This window comes from Paraburkholderia sp. SIMBA_027, from assembly GCF_046535315.1.
In the GTDB taxonomy this organism is placed as follows: Bacteria; Pseudomonadota; Gammaproteobacteria; order Burkholderiales; family Burkholderiaceae; genus Paraburkholderia; species Paraburkholderia tropica.
On sequence record NZ_JAWRWY010000004.1, the window covers coordinates 244,685 to 264,335 of the forward strand.

At 61.7% G+C, this 19,651-nt stretch carries 17 protein-coding genes; 1 reads left to right on the forward strand and 16 read right to left on the reverse strand.

Going from position 1 to position 19,651, the window contains the following annotated elements; all coding sequences use genetic code 11:
* Nucleotides 1–114 precede the first annotated feature (114 nt).
* Nucleotides 115–1,140 (forward strand): porin, encoded by a 1,026-nt coding sequence (locus SB764_RS09150; RefSeq protein WP_343666874.1) that lies wholly within the window; start codon nucleotides 115–117, stop codon nucleotides 1,138–1,140.
* 52 nt (nucleotides 1,141–1,192) lie between these two features.
* On the opposite strand, the gene SB764_RS09155 is transcribed toward SB764_RS09150, so the two are convergent.
* The 16 genes from SB764_RS09155 to SB764_RS09230 all read right to left on the reverse strand — a co-directional run bounded on the left by SB764_RS09155 (nucleotide 1,193) and on the right by SB764_RS09230 (nucleotide 19,483).
* Nucleotides 1,193–1,456, reverse strand: coding sequence for a DUF4148 domain-containing protein (locus tag SB764_RS09155; protein WP_074986052.1), 264 nt, complete (start codon nucleotides 1,454–1,456; stop codon nucleotides 1,193–1,195).
* Nucleotides 1,457–1,657: 201 nt separating this feature from the next.
* The gene (locus SB764_RS09160) at nucleotides 1,658–3,247 is read right to left on the reverse strand and encodes an aldehyde dehydrogenase (NADP(+)) (RefSeq protein WP_183716746.1); all 1,590 of its coding nucleotides are present in this window, start codon (nucleotides 3,245–3,247) and stop codon (nucleotides 1,658–1,660) included.
* A 23-nt stretch (nucleotides 3,248–3,270) separates the two neighbouring features.
* Nucleotides 3,271–3,522 (reverse strand): hypothetical protein, encoded by a 252-nt coding sequence (locus SB764_RS09165; RefSeq protein ID WP_065060450.1) that lies wholly within the window; start codon nucleotides 3,520–3,522, stop codon nucleotides 3,271–3,273.
* Between the two features lie 202 nt (nucleotides 3,523–3,724).
* Nucleotides 3,725–4,975 carry an MFS transporter gene (locus SB764_RS09170; RefSeq protein WP_410863310.1) on the reverse strand — a complete coding sequence of 417 codons (1,251 nt, stop codon included), beginning with the start codon at nucleotides 4,973–4,975 and terminating at the stop codon, nucleotides 3,725–3,727.
* A gap of 103 nt (nucleotides 4,976–5,078) precedes the next feature.
* Entirely contained in the window at nucleotides 5,079–6,386 is a 1,308-nt protein-coding gene (locus SB764_RS09175) for an MFS transporter (protein WP_410863312.1), read from the reverse strand.
* A 54-nt stretch (nucleotides 6,387–6,440) separates the two neighbouring features.
* The gene (locus tag SB764_RS09180; protein ID WP_065060448.1) at nucleotides 6,441–7,334 is read right to left on the reverse strand and encodes a phosphate ABC transporter substrate-binding protein; all 894 of its coding nucleotides are present in this window, start codon (nucleotides 7,332–7,334) and stop codon (nucleotides 6,441–6,443) included.
* Nucleotides 7,335–7,379: 45 nt separating this feature from the next.
* On the reverse strand, nucleotides 7,380–8,930 hold the full coding sequence (locus SB764_RS09185) for an acetolactate synthase large subunit (RefSeq protein WP_065060447.1): 1,551 nt from the start codon (nucleotides 8,928–8,930) through the stop codon (nucleotides 7,380–7,382).
* Nucleotides 8,930–9,787, reverse strand: a complete 858-nt coding sequence (locus SB764_RS09190; RefSeq protein ID WP_065060446.1) for an HpcH/HpaI aldolase family protein — start codon at nucleotides 9,785–9,787, stop codon at nucleotides 8,930–8,932. The genes SB764_RS09185 and SB764_RS09190 overlap by 1 nt, the downstream gene beginning before the upstream one ends.
* Nucleotides 9,788–9,909: 122 nt before the next feature.
* On the reverse strand, nucleotides 9,910–10,755 hold the full coding sequence (locus SB764_RS09195) for an amidohydrolase family protein (RefSeq protein ID WP_065060445.1): 846 nt from the start codon (nucleotides 10,753–10,755) through the stop codon (nucleotides 9,910–9,912).
* Between the two features lie 43 nt (nucleotides 10,756–10,798).
* Nucleotides 10,799–11,824, reverse strand: a complete 1,026-nt coding sequence (locus SB764_RS09200; RefSeq protein ID WP_410863314.1) for an amidohydrolase family protein — start codon at nucleotides 11,822–11,824, stop codon at nucleotides 10,799–10,801.
* 71 nt (nucleotides 11,825–11,895) lie between these two features.
* On the reverse strand, nucleotides 11,896–12,867 hold the full coding sequence (locus tag SB764_RS09205; RefSeq protein WP_065058852.1) for an ABC transporter substrate-binding protein: 972 nt from the start codon (nucleotides 12,865–12,867) through the stop codon (nucleotides 11,896–11,898).
* 842 nt (nucleotides 12,868–13,709) lie between these two features.
* The gene (locus SB764_RS09210; protein ID WP_065058880.1) at nucleotides 13,710–14,681 is read right to left on the reverse strand and encodes a LysR substrate-binding domain-containing protein; all 972 of its coding nucleotides are present in this window, start codon (nucleotides 14,679–14,681) and stop codon (nucleotides 13,710–13,712) included.
* Nucleotides 14,682–14,778: 97 nt separating this feature from the next.
* The gene (locus SB764_RS09215) at nucleotides 14,779–15,309 is read right to left on the reverse strand and encodes a carboxymuconolactone decarboxylase (RefSeq protein WP_110328720.1); all 531 of its coding nucleotides are present in this window, start codon (nucleotides 15,307–15,309) and stop codon (nucleotides 14,779–14,781) included.
* A 46-nt stretch (nucleotides 15,310–15,355) separates the two neighbouring features.
* Nucleotides 15,356–17,335 carry a tripartite tricarboxylate transporter permease gene (locus SB764_RS09220; RefSeq protein WP_410863317.1) on the reverse strand — a complete coding sequence of 660 codons (1,980 nt, stop codon included), beginning with the start codon at nucleotides 17,333–17,335 and terminating at the stop codon, nucleotides 15,356–15,358.
* Nucleotides 17,336–17,479: 144 nt separating this feature from the next.
* A complete protein-coding gene (locus SB764_RS09225) occupies nucleotides 17,480–18,334 on the reverse strand; it encodes an amidohydrolase family protein (protein WP_410863319.1) in 855 nt (284 codons plus the stop codon).
* A 117-nt stretch (nucleotides 18,335–18,451) separates the two neighbouring features.
* Nucleotides 18,452–19,483 carry a Bug family tripartite tricarboxylate transporter substrate binding protein gene (locus tag SB764_RS09230; protein ID WP_258365533.1) on the reverse strand — a complete coding sequence of 344 codons (1,032 nt, stop codon included), beginning with the start codon at nucleotides 19,481–19,483 and terminating at the stop codon, nucleotides 18,452–18,454.
* Nucleotides 19,484–19,651: the final 168 nt, after the last annotated feature.

A 19,651-nucleotide genomic window follows, 5' to 3' on the forward strand; every position in this document is an offset into this window, starting at 1 on the left:
ACGCGTCCTTTTTATTTTTTTACTATCCAGATAGCAGTCAAAACATTCGGTAACGCGATTCCAAAACCTACATACCGCGTTCCCCGGATCGATTAACAGAAAATCTGGAGACAAATGAAAAGGACCCTTCTCGCAGCGTCCGCGCTTATCTCGTCGTGCGCCGTTCAAACCGCTCAGGCGCAATCTTCCATCACACTCTACGGCATAGTCGATAACGGCATCGAGTATCAGAACGGTGGCGCGAATCATGTGATTCGCGCTTCGTCAGGCGGTTTATTCGCCACGGTCTACGGACTCTACGGACACGAAGATATTGGCGGCGGCATGCACGTCAATTTCCAGCTGGAGCAGGGTTTCTCGGCCGTCAATGGCGAGGCGCAGAATTCGGCCGATGCCTTTAATCGTCTCGCGTGGGTCGGCTTGTCGGGCGACTTTGGCGAATTCAGATTTGGACGCCAGAAGAAGCCGCAATATCTCTATCTCGACGGCGAACTCGATCCGCTGGCAGCGAAATCGATTGCCTCGCCGCTCAACGATTTCGACGATGTGTCCGTGCGCGCCAGCAACGCCATCTCTTACTTCACGCCAAACTGGCACGGATTAACCGCGCAGATTCTCGTGTCGATGCGCGACTCCACCACCAAGCCCTCGAATGGCCTGCAGTCGTATAACGCCGTAGTGAAGTACATCCACGGGCCGTGGCATATTGCGGCCGGCTATGACCAGCAGGACAATGCGGCCGGCACGTCGGTTCAGAAAGTCTTTACGGCGGCGACTTCACTCAAGGTGGACGCGGCGCGTTTCTACTTCGTCTACCACACGGAAACGCAGTCGGATCACAGCCAGAATGAAGCAACCTATTCGGTCTCGGCTTCTTATCTCTTCAATCCCGCCAACGAGATTGCCGTGATGTACGGGTATTTGCACGACCGCACCGGCAACGGCAACAACGCACAGCAGGTTGGCCTGTCGTATGAATACTTCCTCTCGAAGTCCTCGCTGATCTATATGGCGGCCGGTTTGATCGACAACCGGAATCAGGCGGCCTATACGCTCAACGGCACGGAATATTCGGGCATAGAAGTGACACCGGGTGCAACAGCCAGAGGCATCATTATCGGGCTGACGCACAAGTTCTAAACCTGTGAAGCGTATCGGCCTGCATCACGCAGCCGGTACGCTTGCCGCGATTTTATTGGCTTGCGTCGCCCGATTGCGACGAGCCACGCGCCACCGTACCGTAACCCGATGTATCGACCGCAGGCGTTTGCGCCGCCTGCATTTCACCGTTCGGATAATCGGTCCAGTCGAGCGGACCATAACCGCCCTTCTCCGCCTGAATGAGACTGGCGCGGACTTCTGCGCGCGTGAGCGGTTGCTGGCTTTGCTGCGCGAACGACGCGACCGGCGCAGCGAGAATCAATGCAGCGACAACGACTCGATTGAGCATGTTCATTTTGGTCCGCCTTACGTGTGTTATGAGTATTGCCGTTTAATCAGCATTCCGAACAAACACAGTCTAGCAAACCAAAACATCAGGGTAAACACCTAAATTATTATTTTAGTTTACCGACACACTCGACATTTCAACGCATGCGAACAAGGCAAAATCCCGCAGGAATTTCGCCTCGTTTTACTGAACTGCTCGCACCAGCGCTTAAAGCGAAGCGCCCGGTTCCCCATCGACAATACGCCACACGCCCAGCGGATTGGCGTCATGCAACGCCTCCGGCAACAACAGTTCCGGCAGATCCTGATAACAAACCGGACGCAGGAAGCGATCGATGGCGGTCGCGCCCACCGAGGTGTACATCGCGTTCGACGTGGAAGGATGCGGACCGCCGTGCACCATCGCGTGACAGACCTCGACACCGGTCGGGAAGCCATTCGCGAGAATGCGGCCCGCCTTGCGTTCGAGCACCGGCAGCAGACGCTTCGCAGCGGGGTAATCAGCGGCGTCGATCTGCAAGGTGACGGTCAATTGACCTTCCACATGCTCGGCGATTTCCAGCAGCTCGTTAAAATCTCTCGCGCGCACGACCACCGAAGCGGGACCGAACATTTCCGATTCCAGTTCCGGCGAGTCGAGCAGGCGCGCCGCATCCGTCACGTAAAGCGCAGCCTGCGCGGCGTTGGCGCGCTCGCCTGCCGCTTCGCCTTCGGCGACCTTCTGCACGCCCTGAACCGCGCCCGCGCTTTGCGTGCCCGAGCAATACGCATCGAAGATGCCGGGCGTGAGCATCGTTTGCGCGGGTTTGCTGGCCAACGCTTCGCTCGCCGATGCGATGAAGCGTTCGAGGTCCGGCCCATCGACAGCGAGCACGAGCCCCGGATTCGTGCAGAATTGACCGGCGCCGAGCGTCAGCGAATCGGCGAAAGCCTTGCCGATGGTTTCAGCGCGACTCGCCAGTGCGGCCGGAAACAGAAACACCGGATTAATGCTGCTCATTTCCGCGTAGACGGGAATCGGCTCGGGGCGCGCATTGGCGAGACGCACCAGCGCGAGACCACCCTGGCGCGAACCCGTGAAGCCCACGGCCTTGATCGCCGGATGCGAGACGAGCGCTTCGCCCAGCTTGCGGCCCGCGCCGAACAGCAGCGAGAACGTGCCCTCGGGCAAGCCCTGCGTTTTCACGGCCTGCTGAATCGCGCGACCGACAAGCTCCGACGTGCCCAGATGCGCGCTATGTGCCTTCACGATAACGGGCGCACCGGCGGCCAGCGCGGAAGCCGTATCGCCGCCGGCAACCGAAAAGGCGAGCGGGAAATTGCTCGCGCCGAATACCGCCACCGGTCCCAAGGGGACTTTCGCGAGACGCAGATCCGAACGCGGCAAGGGCTGACGCTCCGGTTGCGCACGGTCGATCGTCGCGCCGAGAAAATGACCGTCGCGCACGACTTTCGCAAAGAGACGCAATTGCCCGACCGTGCGCCCGCGCTCGCCTTGCAGACGCGCAATCGGCAAGCCGGTTTCCGCGTGCGCGCGTTCGATCAATGCATCGCCGAGTTCGAGAATATTCTCGGCGATGGCTTCGAGAAACGCCGCGCGCTTTTCGAGCGATACGTTGCGATACACATCGAAGGCTTCGGATGCGAGCGAAGCCGCGCGATCCACTTCGGCGCCGCCGCCCATGCCGAATACCGGCTCCGCGATTTCCGTATTGCTCGCGGGATTGAATGCGCGCTGCTCGCCTTCGGTGCCGCGCACCGATGCGAAACCGATCAGCATGTCGCCACTGAGAGTCATATTGGTTTCCTGAAACGTCCTGTTCATGGCTGATGGCAAAGCCAGTTCACTGCGGGGCGCGCGAACAGCGGCGGAGTCGGCGGATACACACACCACGAGCCGTCGTCGTGACGAAAAAAGACAATCTCGAACGTGCCCGACGCGCGGGCCACTTCCACTTTAACCACGCGCCACGGCATCTTTTTCGTGCGGCCAGGCCGCGTCACGCGAAAATGTCCGCTATGACCGAGCCAGTCGTTGACGAGCGCGCGAAGTGACTTTCGTTCACCGCTCATAAGCGTCTCCCTGCTTCGCGAACGTGTTGGCGTCTTTATGAAGCTCTACTGCCCATGCTTTCGTGCGCCAACACCCACGCCCCGATCCGGCGATTCCCGATTGGGAATTGCAAACGGTGCGCTTATCTTCGGTCCACGCGCGCGCGCTGTCTATTGAAGTTAAACGCTGCAGCCTTAACCGGAACGTTAAGCCTGAATCTGATCAATGCAGCGTTTCGCGCCGTGCCAGCGGTTTGAACAACTGACTCCACGCAGCGCTCACGAGTATCGTTGCGAAACCGCCCAGCACGACCGCGCCCACTGCGCCCATCGCGGCGGCCGTCACGCCCGATTCGAATTCGCCGAGTTGATTGCTTGCGCCGATAAACAACGTGTTCACCGCCGAGACGCGACCACGCATGCGGTCCGGCGTTTCGATCTGCACCAGCGTCTGGCGCACGATCACGCTGATCGTGTCCGCGCCGCCCGAAATCGCCAGTAGCATCAGCGAGAGCAAAAACGATCGCGAAACGCCGAACGCGACAATCGCCGCGCCATACACGGCCACCGCGATCAGCAGCTTCTTGCCCACGCCGCTGCGGATCGCGTGCCGCGACAACCACAATCCCACGCACAGCGCGCCCACGGCGGGCGCGGAACGCAGCAGCCCCAGCCCTTCGGGACCAACGTGCAGAATCTCTTTTGCGTAGACAGGCAATAGCGCGGTCGCGCCGCCAAACAGCACGCCGAACAGATCGAGCGAAATCCCGCCGAGCAGCAGCGGATTGCTCCAGACAAAGCGCAAACCGGCCAGCACCGTTTCTGCCGTCACCGGTTCGCGCGGCGGCGGCACGTGGTCGTAGCGAATCAGCGCATACAACACAGCGCTCACGCAGAACAACACGGTGCACGTGAGATACAGCGCGTTGATGCCGGTCGCAAACAGCAAGCCGCCGAGCGCCGGGCCCGCAATCACGCACACCTGCTGAACGGACGTGCTGAGCGCCATCGAGCGCGCCAGCAGACCTTGCGGCACCAGCATCGGCAGCAGCGCCTGTTGACCCGACATCTGAAACGGACGAATCGCGCCGAGCACCAGCGAAAGGCCCAGCAGCAGCTCCCGCGAAACCGCGTTCGTCATGGTGGCGGCCGCGAGCAGCGCCGCGATGGCGGCCTGAACGCCGAGACACACGGCGACGATCCGGCCGCGATGCAGACGGTCCGCACAATGTCCCGCGGGCAGCGTCGTGGCGAGCCCGGGAATAAACTGGAACAGGCCAACCAGACCGAGATACCAGGCGCTCGACGTCAGCTCGTACATATGCCAGCTGATCGCCAGCATGAGCATCTGCTGTGCCGCAATGGAGCCGACGCGCGCGCTCAGAAAACGCGTGAGCGGCGCGTGGCGCAACAAGGGCGCCAAACCGGGGCGCGTTTCGAGCGCCGCCACGGCGGGTTCTTTTAATCGACTCATGACGGCATCCAGCCTTGCGTGGTGAAAATAACGATGCGAATGTTGGAAATGTTGGCTGGGATGAAATTCAAATCACGCCGCGCAATTGCGGCGATTACAGCAATTACGACCCCGCGCGATACGAATGCGCATCGCGTTCAGCGGCGACAGGTTCGCCCTCGTTGACTTTCGGCGCCCACTTTCTGCGCAGCAACACCACGGTGCTGGTCGCGCCGAGCAGCAGAAACACGAAGATCGCCGACATCGGCAACGTATAGCTGCGCCCCACGTGCAGCAGCCAGCCGGAAAGACTCGCCGACACGCCGCCCGCGAGACTGGTCGCCACCTGTTGCAAGCCGGTATTCAAACCCACGGCCTGTTTCGGAATGAGCGTGAGTTTCACCAGCGCGAGATTATTCGCGGTGACGAGACCCAGCAGCGACAGCGACGCGATATTCCAGAACAACGCTTCTTGCGCCGTGTGTGCATACGCGCCCATCAACACCGTTGTCCCGCTGATAAATCCTGCGACGATAAACGACTTGCGCACGACCACGGCGTCGTGACCGCGCGCGATCAAACGGTCTGCGGCCCAGCCCGCCAACGCGGCCACGATGGCAATGCCCGCGAAGCTGAAAAACGTATAAACGCCCGATTGCCGAAGTGAAAGCCCGCGCTGCTCGACGAGATAAGCGGGCATCCACGTCATGCAATAAAACACGAAATAGCTGTAGCAGAAGTTGGTGACGAGCCCGCCCCACACCACCGGGCTCGCCAGCAGATTGCGCAACGGCACGGAAGCCGCACGCTGGCGCGCGGCCGAGAGTTCCGCACGCGAAGGAAAGTCGTTCTTGAGCAGCCATTGCCACGGCACCAGCCACAGCAAACCCGCGAGTCCGGTCACGACGAACATCGTCTTCCACGAACTCGCGGCGATCAACCAGGCCGCAATCGGCGCGCCGAGCGCCGGACCCATCTTGCCGCCAATCGAATAAATGCCGAGCGCCGTGCCTTTGTGCGCTTCGTCGAAATTATCGGCGAGATAGCGGTAAGTGGCGGGCACCACCACCGCTTCGGCCACGCCAATCAGCAAACGCACCAGAATCAGCCCCGAGAGCGTACCCACGACGCCGGTCGCCGCCGCCGCGAGACACCAGAGCAGAAAGCACACGCTGTACGGCCACTTCACGCCATAGCGGTCGACAATCCAGCCCATCGGCATCTGCATGAGCCCATAGGACCAGAACATCGCCGAGCCGAGCCAACCGCGCTCGATGTGCGTGAGCGCGAACTCGTGCACGAAGTGGCGGTCGGCGAGCGCGGCGGACATGCTCGTGCGGTCGACGAAGGAGATCATCAGCCCGATTGCAAGCAGCACGAGAATGCCCCAGCGGTTCGCGTCGCGCGATGGCTGTCGTTGTGTGATCTCCACCTTCTGTCTCCGGCTTTTTATTGGCTTGCCATGTCACGCCATGGCGGCGTGCGTTCAGCCCAGGCTGCCCGTCACGTCGTCGAACAGTTCGTCGACGGAGAGGCGGCGCGGAATGATCTTCTGATCGAGCGCCCAGTCGATGGCGAGCTGCAGGCCCTTGCGGTTTTCCTCCAGCCCGATCGGCGGGAAGATCGCCGGTACGCCTTCGGCGAGCGAACGGCTTTCCGCAATCATGCGATAGATCTCGCGCACGATATCGGGGCGCGCCTTCGTCAGATCCGTGTGCACCGCGAACATGTGATTGATCGGCACCACGCCCGTGCGTGCGAACCAGTCCTTCGCCGCCGCGTGCGCGTCCGGCACCAGCGTACGCACGCGCTCGTCCTTCGGCATGTCTTCGCCGAGCAGCGCGGCCGCCAGTTCGCCCTTGAGCATCATTTCCGGAATCGACGAACCCGCAGGCAGGCGCTCGCAATTCGACGGATCGCTGTACTCGGCGAGATGACCGTCGCCCAGCGTCATCCACGTAACCTTGTCGAGATCGACGCCATATTCGTGACGCAGAATACCGCGAATCCACAGCGCCGTGGTTTGCGTGTAGGTGCGCACGCCGACCTTCTTGCCTTCGATATCTTTCGGATCGAGGTGGCCGAAATCGAGGTTATAGCCCGCGCAATGATGCTGGAAACGGCCCGAGATTGGCGCGGGCAGCAGCACGTACGGCTTGCCGTACGACTTCGCCTGCAGGAAGGTCACGATGGCGAGTTCGCCCGCGTCGAACTTGCTTTCACGCACCATCGCCTTGAAGCCGTTGTGCGCGGGCGTGGGGCCGCAAAAATCCAGCGTCACGAGATCGGAGCGCACGCGTCCGTCGCGCATCGCTTTCGTCACCGCGTATTCGGACAGATTGGTGCGCAGCGTCGGCACGCCCGTGAACGTCGTTGTCATGAATGTCTCTCCTGGTGTTGGTATCGCTTGATATCCGGATTCGATTTACAGCCGGACTTCGATGAGGCGCGGACCCGGCTCGCGCGTCGAATCGGTCATCGCTTTGTAGAAGTCTTCCGCCGTTTCCACGGCGACGCCCGGCACGCCCATGCTCTTTGCCATCGCCAGCCAGTCGATGCGCGGATTGTCGATGTCGATCATCGACAGCGCGCGCTCGCCCGGCGTGCCCGCGCCCATGTTCGCGTACTCGGCCTTGAGGATCGCGTAGCTGTTATTGGCAAAGATGATGGTCGTGACGTTCAGCCCTTCGCGCGCCTGCGTCCACAGCGACTGGATCGTGTACATCGCGCTGCCGTCGCCGACCATGCAGAACACGCGCCGGTCCGGGCACGCGAGCGCCGCGCCCGTGGCAACCGGTGTCGAGTAGCCGATCGAGCCGCCCATGTTGTTGATGAGGTCGTGCGGACGCGCGCCCATCGTCAGGTTCATCGATTCGCGGCCCGTCGTGAGCGACTCGTCGACGACGATGCAATGCTCGGGCAGCGCTGCCGCCATCGCGTGCGCAATGCTGACCGGATTGAGCGCGCCGGTCGGCACCGGCGTTTCGATACGCGCCTGCAGACGCGGCGCCGTATCTGTTGCGCCCAGTGCCTGCAACAGCATGTCGAAAGCGAGTTCGCTGTCCTCGTCTTCTTCGACGAGCGGATGCACCAGCGTGCCTTCGGCTTTCAAGAGACTCGGCTTGTCCGGGTAAGCAAAGAACGCCACCGGCTCGCTCGTCTCCACCGTCACGATGTGCTTGAAGTCCTTCAGGAACGCCTGCGCCAGCGGCACCGCATACGGAATGCGCGCGATGGGCACACGGCCCGCGCCGCGCTCGATGCGCGCCGTGAAGAACTGCGAGCCGAGCAGCGCGCCGGTCGCGGCGGCCACCTGACCCGCGCGTTCGAGCGCCACGCCGCGCGTGGCCTTGTTCGCGAGGATGATGAGCGTCGGCTCGCCCGAGCGCAGCACGCGCGCCACGTGTTCGACGCGCGCGGCGTTCGGCGTCTTGCGGCGGCTCACGACGGGCGTCGGCAACACGCGTTCGGCTTCGGTGCGCTGCCACGACGTATCGCCGGGCAGAATCAGCGTGGCGATCTGGCCCGGATGCTCGCTGGCCTTCGCCACCGCCTGAGCCGTATCCCACGCGATGCTGTCCGCCGACTCCGCGCGCCGAACCCAATGGCTCAACGGGCGCGCGAGACCTTCGATATCGGAGGTCAGCGGCGGATCGTATTTCAGATGCGACGCCGAATGCTCGCCCACCACGTTGACCATGCCCGACGACGCGCGCTTCGCGTTGTGAATGTTCGCGAGGCCGTTCGCGAGGCCCGGTCCGAGATGCAGCAGCGTCGACGCCGGCTTGTCCTTCATGCGATACCAGCCGTCGGCGGCGCCCGTGGCGACGCCTTCAAACAGGCACAGCACGCTGCGCATGCCGGGGTTGCCGCCCAGCGCCGCGAGAAAGTGCATCTCCGAGGTGCCGGGATTCGCGAAGCAGATGTCGACGTCCTGCTCGACCAGGGTCGCGACGAGACTTTCGGCGCCGTTCATCAGTAGCCCGCCATCTCGCGTGCGAGACCGACCACGCCATACGTGCGTTGCGGCGCGGACATCAGGAAACGATAACCTTCTTCAGCGAGGCGGCGATGGTTCTTCGCCGTCACGTGCGGATGGCCAACGATCACGTTGCGCTTCTTGCAGGTCTCGACGATCTGGCGCATCGCGTCGAGCACTTCAGGATGCTCATACTGACGCGGCAGGCCCAGCTCCTGGGACAGATCGCCCTCGCCGATCAGAATGAAACCGATGCCCGGCACGTTGGCGAGGATGTCGTCGAGATTCTCGATCGCCTGCGTGCTTTCGCACATCAGACCGACGAGAATTTCACCGTGCGGCGCGAGCGGCCAGACGTCGGCCTTCTCGTAGTATTCCTGCATCGACAGACCCCAGTAGCGCGCCGCGTTGGCCGGACCGTCGCCGCGCACGCCCTTCGGCTCGTACAGCGGCGCATGCTTCGGACGCGCATAGCGGCACGACGCCACCGCGTTATAAGCTTGCTCGACGGTCGCGACGTGCGGCCAGATCACGCCATAGGCGCCGCGATCGAGCACCTGCTTGGCGAAGCTCTGGTTCATTTCGACGCCATTCGCCGGAATGCGCGCGATCGGCGTGACCTTGGTGGCCACCGAGCCCGACTCGGCAATCTGCTTGCGGTTGAGCAGGTACTGGAATGCATCGCCCAGCGCGCTAACGTCGTACGGGTTGTGCTCCATTTCGAAGACGAGGCCGTCATAGGGCGCGTCGCTCATCTCGATGGCGGTCTGCTTGTCGAGCTTGGAAAAGGCGGCGTGCGCGGCCTTGCCCGACTCGAGCGCGCGAATGATGCTGTTCAGGCGAATCGTGGACATGGGAATCTCTCTGTCTCGCTGCGCGTGCGCCGCTTTCTGTCACGGCGCACGCACCTGCTAATTAGTTTGGCATACTGATCTTTTGTACTGGTCCGGCGTACCGCGTGCAGAGCAATCCGCGCTCAGGCGAGCGACGGATACAGCGTTTGCGCCGTCTTGCCGAAAATCCAGGCGCGATCGTCGTCGCTCAGGCAGGCGAGACCGGCTTGTGCATCCGCCAGAATCTCCGAGAGCTTGCCCGGCGAAGTCGGGAAATTCGAACCCCACGCCATGCGCTGCGCGCCGAACGCTTCGACCACGCGCGGGAAGAACGTCTCCGCGCTGGCCTTTTCCTTCTTCACGTCGCCGAAAATACGCGGCGTGAGCTTCATGTAGATATTGGGCAGATCGGCGATGGCGAAGAGGCTCGCCGCTTTCGCGTACGGTGCGCCGTCGAGCACGTCGGGACGGCCCAGATGGTCGAGAATGATCTTCGCGGTCGGAAACTTTTCGGCCAGCATGCGCACCTGGGGCAAGCCAATCGGGCCCGTCTGGATGCACATCGGCAGATTCAGTTCCGCGAGCATTTCCCACGCCTTGAACGACTTGGGATTATCGAGTTCGCTCGGATCGAAATCCTTGGTCGAGCCGCCCGTGAAAATGCGCAGACCGGCGAGGCCTTTATCGGCCCAACCCTTGATGACGGCGGGCACGTCGTCGGCCAGCATGTCGACGGAACCCACGGCCACGAGCCGGTCCTTGTACTGGTTGCAGCCGTCGACCACATAGCTGTTGTCGAAGCCATAAGTCGTCGACGAGTGGACGACGGCGGCTTTCGCCACGCCGGCTTCGTCCATCGCCTGAATCAGCGCTTCGACCGTGTTGGGACGCTCCTGCGACCAGTCCGAGCGCTTGCCAAACAGCGGCGCGGGCGGATAACGCTTTTCATCGTCGGAGATGATGTGCGGATGAATATCGATGTAGTTCATGGTGTGCGTGATGTGCGTGCTAGACGTCGAACAGCGGGCGCGATTACAGGCCGCGGGACTTGAGAAGCGCATCGAGGCGCGGATACACACGGCGCGCGTTGCCTTCGAAAATCGCGTGACGGTCGGCATCGCTCAGCGCGTCGCAGGCGTCGACGTAGCGCTTGGTGTCGTCGAAATACTCGCCGGTATCCGGATCGCGGCCGCGCACGGCGCCGATCATTTCCGAACCGAACAGCACGTTGCTCGTCGGCACGACCTTGGTGAGCAATTCAACGCCCGGATGGTGATACACGCAGGTGTCGAAGAAGATGTTATTCAGCAGACCTTCGAGCGGGCGATCCATCATTTCCAGCGACATGCCGCGATAACGGCCCCAGTGATACGGCACCGCGCCGCCGCCGTGCGGAATCACGAGACGCAGCGTCGGGAAGTCCTTGAACACGTTGCCTTGCAGCAGTTGCATGAAGACCGAGGTATCGGCGTTCAGATAATGCGCGCCGGTGCCGTGATGGCAGGCGTTGCACGACGCGGCCACGTGAATCATCGCGGGCACGTCGAGATCGCAGAGCGCTTCGTAAAGCGGATACCATTCGCGGTCCGTCATCGGCTTGCCGGTCCAGTAACCGCCGCTCGGATCCGGATTCAGATTGCAGCCGACAAAGCCCATTTCCTCGACGCAGCGGCGCAGTTCGGCGACGGCGTTCTTCGGCGGCGCGAGCGGCGATTGCGGCAGCTGGCAGACCGGGACGAAGTTATCCGGATAGATATCGCAGACGCGGCGCACGAGGTTGTTCGACACTTCGGCCCATTCGAGGCTGGTGCGCTCGTTGCCGAGGTGATGGCTCATCAGGCCGGCGATCGGCGAGAACAGCGTGAGGTCGCCGCCGCGCTCTTTTTGCAGGCGCAACTGGCCGTTGCCGACGCCTTCGCGGATTTCGTCGTCGCTCACGTGCGCGCCCGAAAGCGGCGGCGCGTTGGCCGGGTCGTTGGCGGCGGCGATCTGCTTCGCGCGCCAGTCGCGGAACGAAGCGGGAACGGTCGTGAAGTGACCGTGGCAATCGATGATCATGTTGGGTTCCGTCCGGAAATCTGGGGCGTACGCGCGTGGAGCGCGTACTCAGCTAGCATCAGGCGCGAGGCTTACACGCGCGGATCGACGAACAGCTCGTCCATGGCCATGCGGCGCGGCGTGAGGCCCTGCTTGAACGCCGTGGCTTCGAGCGCCTCGATGGTCTTGCGGTTTTCCTCGATGCCGTACGGCAGCGGATCGTGACCGACGATCTTGCGCAGTTCCAGATACTTCTTGTTCTTCTTGTCGTTCAGTTCACCCGCGTCGAGCTTCGCGAGCCAGTCCTTCTTCGCCTTGTCGAAAGCGTCGTAGATCGACTTGGCGACCCACGGATGTTCGGCGAGCACCGAATCCTTCACGACGATCGTGCCGTGCATCGGATAGACGCCCGTGCGTGCGTAGTATTCGGCTTCGAGTTCGGTGGCGTTCGGCAGCAGATCCGGGTAATCGGCTTCGACTTCCTTCCAGCCGCCCGTCGGGTCGCCGGTGCGGCCGATGCCTGCGTTGCCGTGGAAGCCTGCGACGAGTTCGCCCTTGGCCATCATCTCGGCGAGCGAGGTGCCGGCCGGCGTGTGGATGACGTTCGAGGGCAGCTTCAGTTGCGTGACGTGTTCTTCGTCGTCGACGACCCAGGTGACCTTCGAGGTGTCGAGGCCGAATTCGTCGATCAGCACCTGGCGCGTCCACACGCCCGTCGTCACCGAGTAGGCGCGCACGCCGACCTTCTTGCCTTCGAGATCCTTCGGCGTCTTGATGCCCGCGTCAGGGCGCACCAGCAGGCCCTCGTGATGGAAGCGGCGCACCACGAAGATCGGCAGCGCGACGAAGGGAGCGCCATAGGCGCGCGCGATGATGTAGGTGGTGGGTGCCAGTTCGCAGACATCGAATTCCACGTCGCGGACCATGCGGCGGAAGGCGCCGATCTGCGGCTGGACGGTGATGAACTCAGCGTCGACGCCTTCGATGGGGATCGAGCCGTCGCGGATTGCAGCCGTGTGCGGGTGGTCGGCGATGGCGAGCGTCAGGTGGACTTTCTTGGTCAATTGAGTCTCCGTTGGAGTTAGGTGTCGGGCTGCGCGTGCTGGTTTGGTTCGCTTGCCCCTTTTGCGCGATCCTGCGTTGGTGGAATCATCTTGCTATGCGGCGGTTACGTCTATTGAATTAACCTGCGGGGGGGTTAACTGTTTGGTAAAGGCCCTGCTGGGCTGGTGTTTTTGGGGGGGCTTTTTTGGGTTTTTTTGGGGTGGGTTGAGGGTTTGGTTATAGGGCGCTTTTTTTGGGGCTGGCTCTTGGTGGGGTTTTTGCGCTTTGCGTTGAATCCTGTTTTCGTGGCGGTATGCAGGCGTTGCCCCTGTGCGGGGCGGCACCTACTTTTCTTTGCAGCGGCAAAGAAAAGTAGGCAAAAGAAAGCCGCTCACACCGCGAATGCTTCGCCGTGTTTCACTCGCCCTCCCTCGGAGTGGTGCAGGAGCATCCGTCACCCCGCGCCCTCACACGAAGTGACAAGGCTCTCTCACATCCCGTTGCGCGCAAGCGCGCAACGGCCGGGTATACGAGGGAAACCACAGGTTCTAAGGAGTTTCGCGGGGCACTCGCAAACCTTCGGTTTGCTCTATGCCCGACGGGGCGCGAAGCGCCTCCGGATGAATGACGGCTTTGTCACTGAGTTGAGTGGTGCGAGGTGCCGGATGCTCCGGAACCACTACCTGCGAAGGTGCGGGGTGAACGGCGTCACACTGGCGGTTTGAGCGGCTTTCTTTTGCCTACTTTTCTTTGCCGCTGCAAAGAAAAGTAGGTGCCGCCCCGCACAGGGGCAACGCGTGCATACCGCCACGAAAACAGGATTCAACAACCAACCAAAAGACCAACCAAAAACCAAAAAAAATCAGGCACCCACATGCGCCTTGGCAAGCACCCGAATTCCCTCCCCCTTAAGCCTCTCAGCCACCTCCCCCAAACAATCCACCATCAACATCGCACTAGGCGTAAGCCCCCGATTCCGATTCCACAACACCCCGGCGGGCCGCAACAACCTGGGCAAACTCAACGGCAACGTATGCAAAGGCTGCGCCGAATCCCCAGCCGGCGTCCCGGCCATCACCGCGATAAAGTCGGAAATCTGCAAATGCGCCCGCGCCACATGCACTGAAAGCGTCTCGATGTAGTTATTGGTCAACGGCACATCATGCGCTTCGAGCGCCCGCTCCAAAGGATCCCGCAATATCGACCCAAGCGGCGGCAATATCCACGGAAACGGCCGCAAATCGGCCCACGTCACCGTCTTGCGCCGTGCAAGCGGATGATGCCGCCCGGTCATCAACGTAACCGGCTCCTCGATCAGTTCCTTCTCTTCGAAACTGCCAAGCGTATCGGGCGGCGGCAAACGCCCCACCACCAGATCGAGTCGTCCCTGCCAAAGCTCGGGCAGCAGCGACGCCGTCGTGCCCTCCGTCACCATCACATTCGTGCCAGGCGAACGCTGCTTCAACAAAATGAGCGCCTGCGGCAATAACACCGAGGCCGAAGCCGGCAACATGCCGATATGAATCTTCCCTTCGGTTCCCGAACTCAGCGCCTTCAATTCATCGCGCGCCTGATGCAGAATCGTCAGCATTTCGCGCGCGTGGCGAATCAGGCAATCGCCATATTGCGTCGGCACGAGCCCTTGCGCCGTGCGTGAGAAGAGCGTCAATCCTATGCCGCGTTCGAGTTCGGCCAGAGACTTCGACACAGCCGGCACCGTCACGTGCGTAACGTCAGCCACCTGAGTCAGATTGCGGTAAGTGTCGATCGTCACCAGCAGGCGCAGATGCCGCGCCTTCAGGTTGATCTGCAGGTACCAGTCGAGTGCGGACACGTAGCGGTCCTCCGCGGTTTCACCATCGCTTGCGGGCAATATGCACAGGCAGCGGCGCAGTCATCTCTGCACGCCGCTGCACAGGCCTTCGTATCAATCATTCCTTGGGTTCGAGCGCGTGCAGCGTCATGCCCAGAGAAATCGACGTGAAATAGCCCACCGTCACCAGCAGCTCTGCGATCACGGCACGGCCCAGCACTGAGTCGTAGCGCGCAAAACGCGCGTCGTCGATCTGTGCGCCTGCAAGAATGTCACTCACCGCGTCGCAGACGAGTCCAAAGCGGTCTTCACCGACTTTCGGACGGCGTTTCTCCACGATCGCATTGACCACCGCTTCCGGCACGCCCGATTTCAACGCATGCCGCCGATGATTCGCAATCACATAAGGCGAATTCCAGAAGACCGCCGTCGCGAGAATGGCCACTTCGCTTTCCGCTTCGCTCAACACCGGCGAGCGGTCGACGTGCGTGCCGATAATCTCCATGCCCGCCGCGAGATTCGGGTTATGCAGCCAGATGTTGAACGGCGTGGGAATACGTCCGCGCCCTTCGCCCAGACGCGCAATCACTTTCCTCTGCTCGTCCGACGCCTGCTCCGGGTCGATGCATTCGAGTCGGTTTTTCGTCATGGTATGTCCTTGCAGTATGCGTCGCGCTTGCCAAGAGCGCGCGAATTCAGAAAAGGCTGCTCGGCCAGGGAATATGGATGATCTGATCGAACACGCCGTAAATAAGCGCCGTCACGCAGGCTGCGAGTATCAAACTCAGCTTCCACGACTCGCGTCCTTCGAGACGCATATACGCCACGATCACGATCGGCACCGTGGGAATCATGCCGATCAGCGACATACACACGAGAAACGCCACGAACCAGCCGAAGAATTTCGCCGCGCGCCTCAGCGTCACACTGTTCGGCAATTTTTCGCCGTGATCGCCCGAGACATCCATGTGAATGCCTCCGCCCGCGCCTGCCGCGCCCGTCTTCGCCGGCACGAAAAAGACCTTGTAAAGCAGGCTCGTCGATCCCGCGATCACGAGAATGCTCGCGATCACCGTCGGGCCGATACGCGCCATCAGCAGCCAGCTTTGCGACGTCACCAGCATGTACGCGCCAATGCCGATAAAGAACACGTAAGCGAGATCCTCGAGCTTGAATGCGATCTTTCCGCTCGGGCGCATGCGTGCGAGTTCGCCGCTGCGCAGCGCGTTGAATAGCGGCCGGAAGAACACCAGCGCGGCCAGCGCGAGCAGCACCATCACGACTGGTCGCGTCACCCAGTCAGTGCCGTAGCGCACGAAGGAGATGGTCATATAGCGCTCCATCAGCACGCCCAGCACAAGGCCGAGAATCACCGGCGGACGCGCCCACTTCAGGCGCTTCATCGTCCAGCCGATCACACCCGCGATCAGCAGCACGAAGAGATCGCCCCAGCTACGCGAGCCCTGAAACGCGCCGACGTAAATGATCGGCATGATGACGGGCAGAATCAGCGTGTAGCGCAGCGTCGAAATGCGTGCGAACTGGCCGCTAAGCAAAAAGCACAGTCCTGCGCCGAAGATATTCGCGAGCGCAATCGACCACACCATCGAATAGGTGAATTCGAGGTGCTTGGTCAGCATGTCGGGGCCGGGAATGAAGCCGTGCACCATCATCGCGCCGAGCAGAATGGCCTGCGCCGCGCCGCCCGGTACGCCGAACGACAGCATCGGCACGAGGCTGCCGCCTTCGCGCGCGTTATTGGCCGCTTCGGGGGCGATCACGCCACGCACGTCGCCGGTGGTGAAGGTCAGCTTCGCGTTCTTCGAAGTCTGCAGCGCATGGCCGTACGCAATCCAGTCCGTCACCGCGCCGGTAATGCCCGGCACCACGCCGAGCAGCGCGCCCAGACCGCCGCAACGCAGCACCAGAAACCAGTTTCGCAGACTGTCGATCACGCCCTGACGCATGCCTTCGCGCGAGCTGAATTGCACATTCTCCGCAATCGCCGTGCGTCGAATCGCGAGTTCGCACAATTCCGGCAGCGCGAAAATGCCGAGAATGATCGGCACCAGCGGAATGCCATCTTGCAGATACAGAATGCCGCCGGTCCAGCGCATTTGTCCCGTTTCGACATTCGTGCCGATCATGCCGACCAGAATGCCGAAGCATGCTGCCACCACGCCGCGCAACGGCGCGTTGCCCGAGAGCGCCGCGACCATCGATACGCCGAAGATCGTCAGCCCCAACATTTCCGGCGTGCCGATCGACAGCACGAACGGACGCACCAGCGGCAGCGACACCGCCAGCATGAGCGCTCCGATCAAACCGCCAAGCAGCGAGGACGTATAGCACGCACTCAACGCGCGCGAGGCTTCGCCGCGTTTCGTCATCGGCAGGCCGTCGAGCACCGTTGCCTGCGAGGCCGCGTGACCCGGCACGCCAAACAGCACGGCCGGGATTACGTCCGATGTCGTGATGACCGACGCCATACCGAGCAGCATCGCGAAGGCGGCGTACGGGTCCATCGTGTACGTGAACGGCACGAGCAAGGCAAAGCCCGTCAAGCCGCCGATGCCGGGCAGCAAACCAATCGCGAGGCCGACCATCACGCCAAAGACGAGAAAGATCAGTCGGTTGAATTGCAGTATCGTCGACAGCGCATGGCCTGCTGCCATTAACGTTGCGTCGTTGAAAAATTCCATGCGTCATCCCGATGAAAGAGCCCGCACGGCCCGCGTGATTCACGCCCAGGCCGCGCTGTGAAGATCGAGCAAATCGAAGCGCGGATAGCCGCCTCGACCGTCGACCTCACGACGAATTCAGCCAGCCAGCTGCGGATACAGCACCTTCGCCGTGCGGCCCCAGACCCACGCGCGCTCCTCGTCGCTCAGCGCCGCGAAACACGCATTGCCCTGCTCGATCAGCGTCTTCAGCGGACCCGCCGAAGCGGGGTAATTCGAGCCGAACGCCAGATGGTCCGCGCCAAACACCTTCACCAGATGCGGGAAAAACGCGTCGGCGCCGCCCGGCGAATTCTGCGCGATATCGAACGTGCGCGGCGTGATTTTCAAATACACGTTGTCGTATTTCGCGAGCGCGAACAGATCGGCGCAACGCGCATACGGCGGACCATCTTCAAGATCGGGACGGCCGCAATGATCGAGCGCGATCTTCACGGACGGAAAGCGCTGCGCCAGTTGCGCCACCATCGACAAACCCTCGGGCGTCGTCTGCACGACCATCGTCATGCCGATTTCCGCGCAGCGCTCCCAGATCGGAAACGTCGCCGGATTCACGAGCCAGCTACCGTCGCTTTGATGCGTCGCGCCGCCCGTGAACAGGCGAATGCCGCCCATGCCGTTCGCGAGCCAATGATCGAAGGTCTTGAGCGCATCCGGCGCGAGCAGATCGAACGAATACACGCCGGTAAAACGCTTCGGGTCTTGCGCCACGCTGTCGGCCACATAGGCGTTGTTGTGGCCGTACGTGGTCGACGAATGCACGATAGCGGCCTTGGCCACGCCCGCTTCATCCATTTCGGCGATCATCTGCTCGAACGTGACCGGACGCGTCGCCGACCATTTCGAGCGATGACCGCTTTGCGGCGCAATCGGATAACGAACCGTATCGGTCGAAATGATATGCGGATGAATGTCGATGATTTCGTGTCTCATGCGATGAACCTCTCGGTGATTGACGGTCATTCACCCCGAGGAGGTTCATGACGTACGCGATTCAAATTCGGGTCACGGCCACGCGCGGTGCGTAACAGGCGCGCGGCCGTGCCGTAATTAATGGGCGCTGAATATCAGCTTGCGGGCGCTCTCGATTTGCGGCCCGGGTGTGGCGTAGAGTTTGCTGACGATTTGCTCGACCGCATTGCCGTTGATCGGATCGATCGGATAACCCGATTTCTTCATGGCATCGATAAAATCGGGGTCGACGATCGTTTTGGCAAATGCCGTGCGCAGCGCATTCAAACGGTCTTGCGGCACGCCTTCCGGCACGGCAATCGGGCGCCCCGCATCGAACGGCATCAGGAACAGATTGAACAGCGCCTTCACATTGGGATCGGTGATATAGCTGCTCAGATTGGGCGCGTCGACAAACGGCGCGGGACTGGTCCAGCCCAGATGCAGCAGCACTTTCATCTTGCCGTTCGCGAGCAGGCGCACCGGTTCGCCCTGCTGCAAGCCATCGAGCGTCGAGGCCCAGCCATCCACTTCGCCGCGTTGCATCGCGAGATACACTTCGCCACGTCCGGTATAGCCCGGCACGATGCGCATTTTCGCGCCGAGATATTCGTCGAGCAGCGCGGGCAGCGTGCGGTCTTCGTTCGCAAAACCCGTTGCGCCCACATACATCGTCTTCTTCGTGAGATCGTTCATGGACGTCACGCCCGAGCGCGACATCGAGACGATGCAGTATTCGACCTTGTTCAAACTGCCGAGCCAGCGCACCTTGCGCGGATCGAAACGGTTCTGGCGCGGATCGAGCAGCGGAATATAGAGGTTATTACGCTGGAGGAAGCCGATCACCGAGCCGTCGTCCGGCTGCCGGGTTTGCAACGACGCGGCGGCCACCATGCCGCCCGCGCCCACGACGTTCATCACCACCGCGCGCGGTTTGCCGGGAATGTAATTGACGAAGAAGCGCGCGAACTGGCGGGCGATGATGTCGGTGGGCGTGCCCGCGTCGGCGCTGACGACGATCGTCAGAATCTTGCCGTGATAAAAGTCTTCGACCGACTGGCCAAATGCGGGTCCGGTAATCGCCATCGCGGCAATGCCCAGAAGCGCCGCGCACGCACGTATTGCGGTCATCCACTTCATGCTCGTACCTGTCTCCGCTCATAGTCCGCGATTCGCCGTTAGCGGCCTGCATCGCTTTGTCTGCGTTCATCGAATTAGTGAACGCATTCAAATTCTGCCAGCCCCCGGACAGGGGTCAATTGAGAAAATCGGCCCCTGGTTTGAGCAAACGGTTAAGGC

Excerpts from the sequence above, each read along its gene's own strand:
- SB764_RS09200 (WP_410863314.1), bottom strand. The coding sequence starts at position 11,824 with ATGATCATCGATTGCCACGGTCACTTCACGACCGTTCCCGCTTCGTTC.
- SB764_RS09165 (WP_065060450.1), bottom strand. The coding sequence starts at position 3,522 with ATGAGCGGTGAACGAAAGTCACTTCGCGCGCTCGTCAACGACTGGCTC.
- SB764_RS09160 (WP_183716746.1), bottom strand. The coding sequence starts at position 3,247 with ATGACTCTCAGTGGCGACATGCTGATCGGTTTCGCATCGGTGCGCGGC.
- SB764_RS09195 (WP_065060445.1), bottom strand. The coding sequence starts at position 10,755 with ATGAACTACATCGATATTCATCCGCACATCATCTCCGACGATGAAAAG.
- SB764_RS09215 (WP_110328720.1), bottom strand. The coding sequence starts at position 15,309 with ATGACGAAAAACCGACTCGAATGCATCGACCCGGAGCAGGCGTCGGAC.
- SB764_RS09155 (WP_074986052.1), bottom strand. The coding sequence starts at position 1,456 with ATGAACATGCTCAATCGAGTCGTTGTCGCTGCATTGATTCTCGCTGCG.
- SB764_RS09185 (WP_065060447.1), bottom strand. The coding sequence starts at position 8,930 with ATGAACGGCGCCGAAAGTCTCGTCGCGACCCTGGTCGAGCAGGACGTC.
- SB764_RS09170 (WP_410863310.1), bottom strand. The coding sequence starts at position 4,975 with ATGAGTCGATTAAAAGAACCCGCCGTGGCGGCGCTCGAAACGCGCCCC.
- SB764_RS09190 (WP_065060446.1), bottom strand. The coding sequence starts at position 9,787 with ATGTCCACGATTCGCCTGAACAGCATCATTCGCGCGCTCGAGTCGGGC.
- SB764_RS09180 (WP_065060448.1), bottom strand. The coding sequence starts at position 7,334 with ATGACAACGACGTTCACGGGCGTGCCGACGCTGCGCACCAATCTGTCC.
- SB764_RS09220 (WP_410863317.1), bottom strand. The coding sequence starts at position 17,335 with ATGGCAGCAGGCCATGCGCTGTCGACGATACTGCAATTCAACCGACTG.
- SB764_RS09225 (WP_410863319.1), bottom strand. The coding sequence starts at position 18,334 with ATGAGACACGAAATCATCGACATTCATCCGCATATCATTTCGACCGAT.
- SB764_RS09150 (WP_343666874.1), top strand. The coding sequence starts at position 115 with ATGAAAAGGACCCTTCTCGCAGCGTCCGCGCTTATCTCGTCGTGCGCC.
- SB764_RS09230 (WP_258365533.1), bottom strand. The coding sequence starts at position 19,483 with ATGACCGCAATACGTGCGTGCGCGGCGCTTCTGGGCATTGCCGCGATG.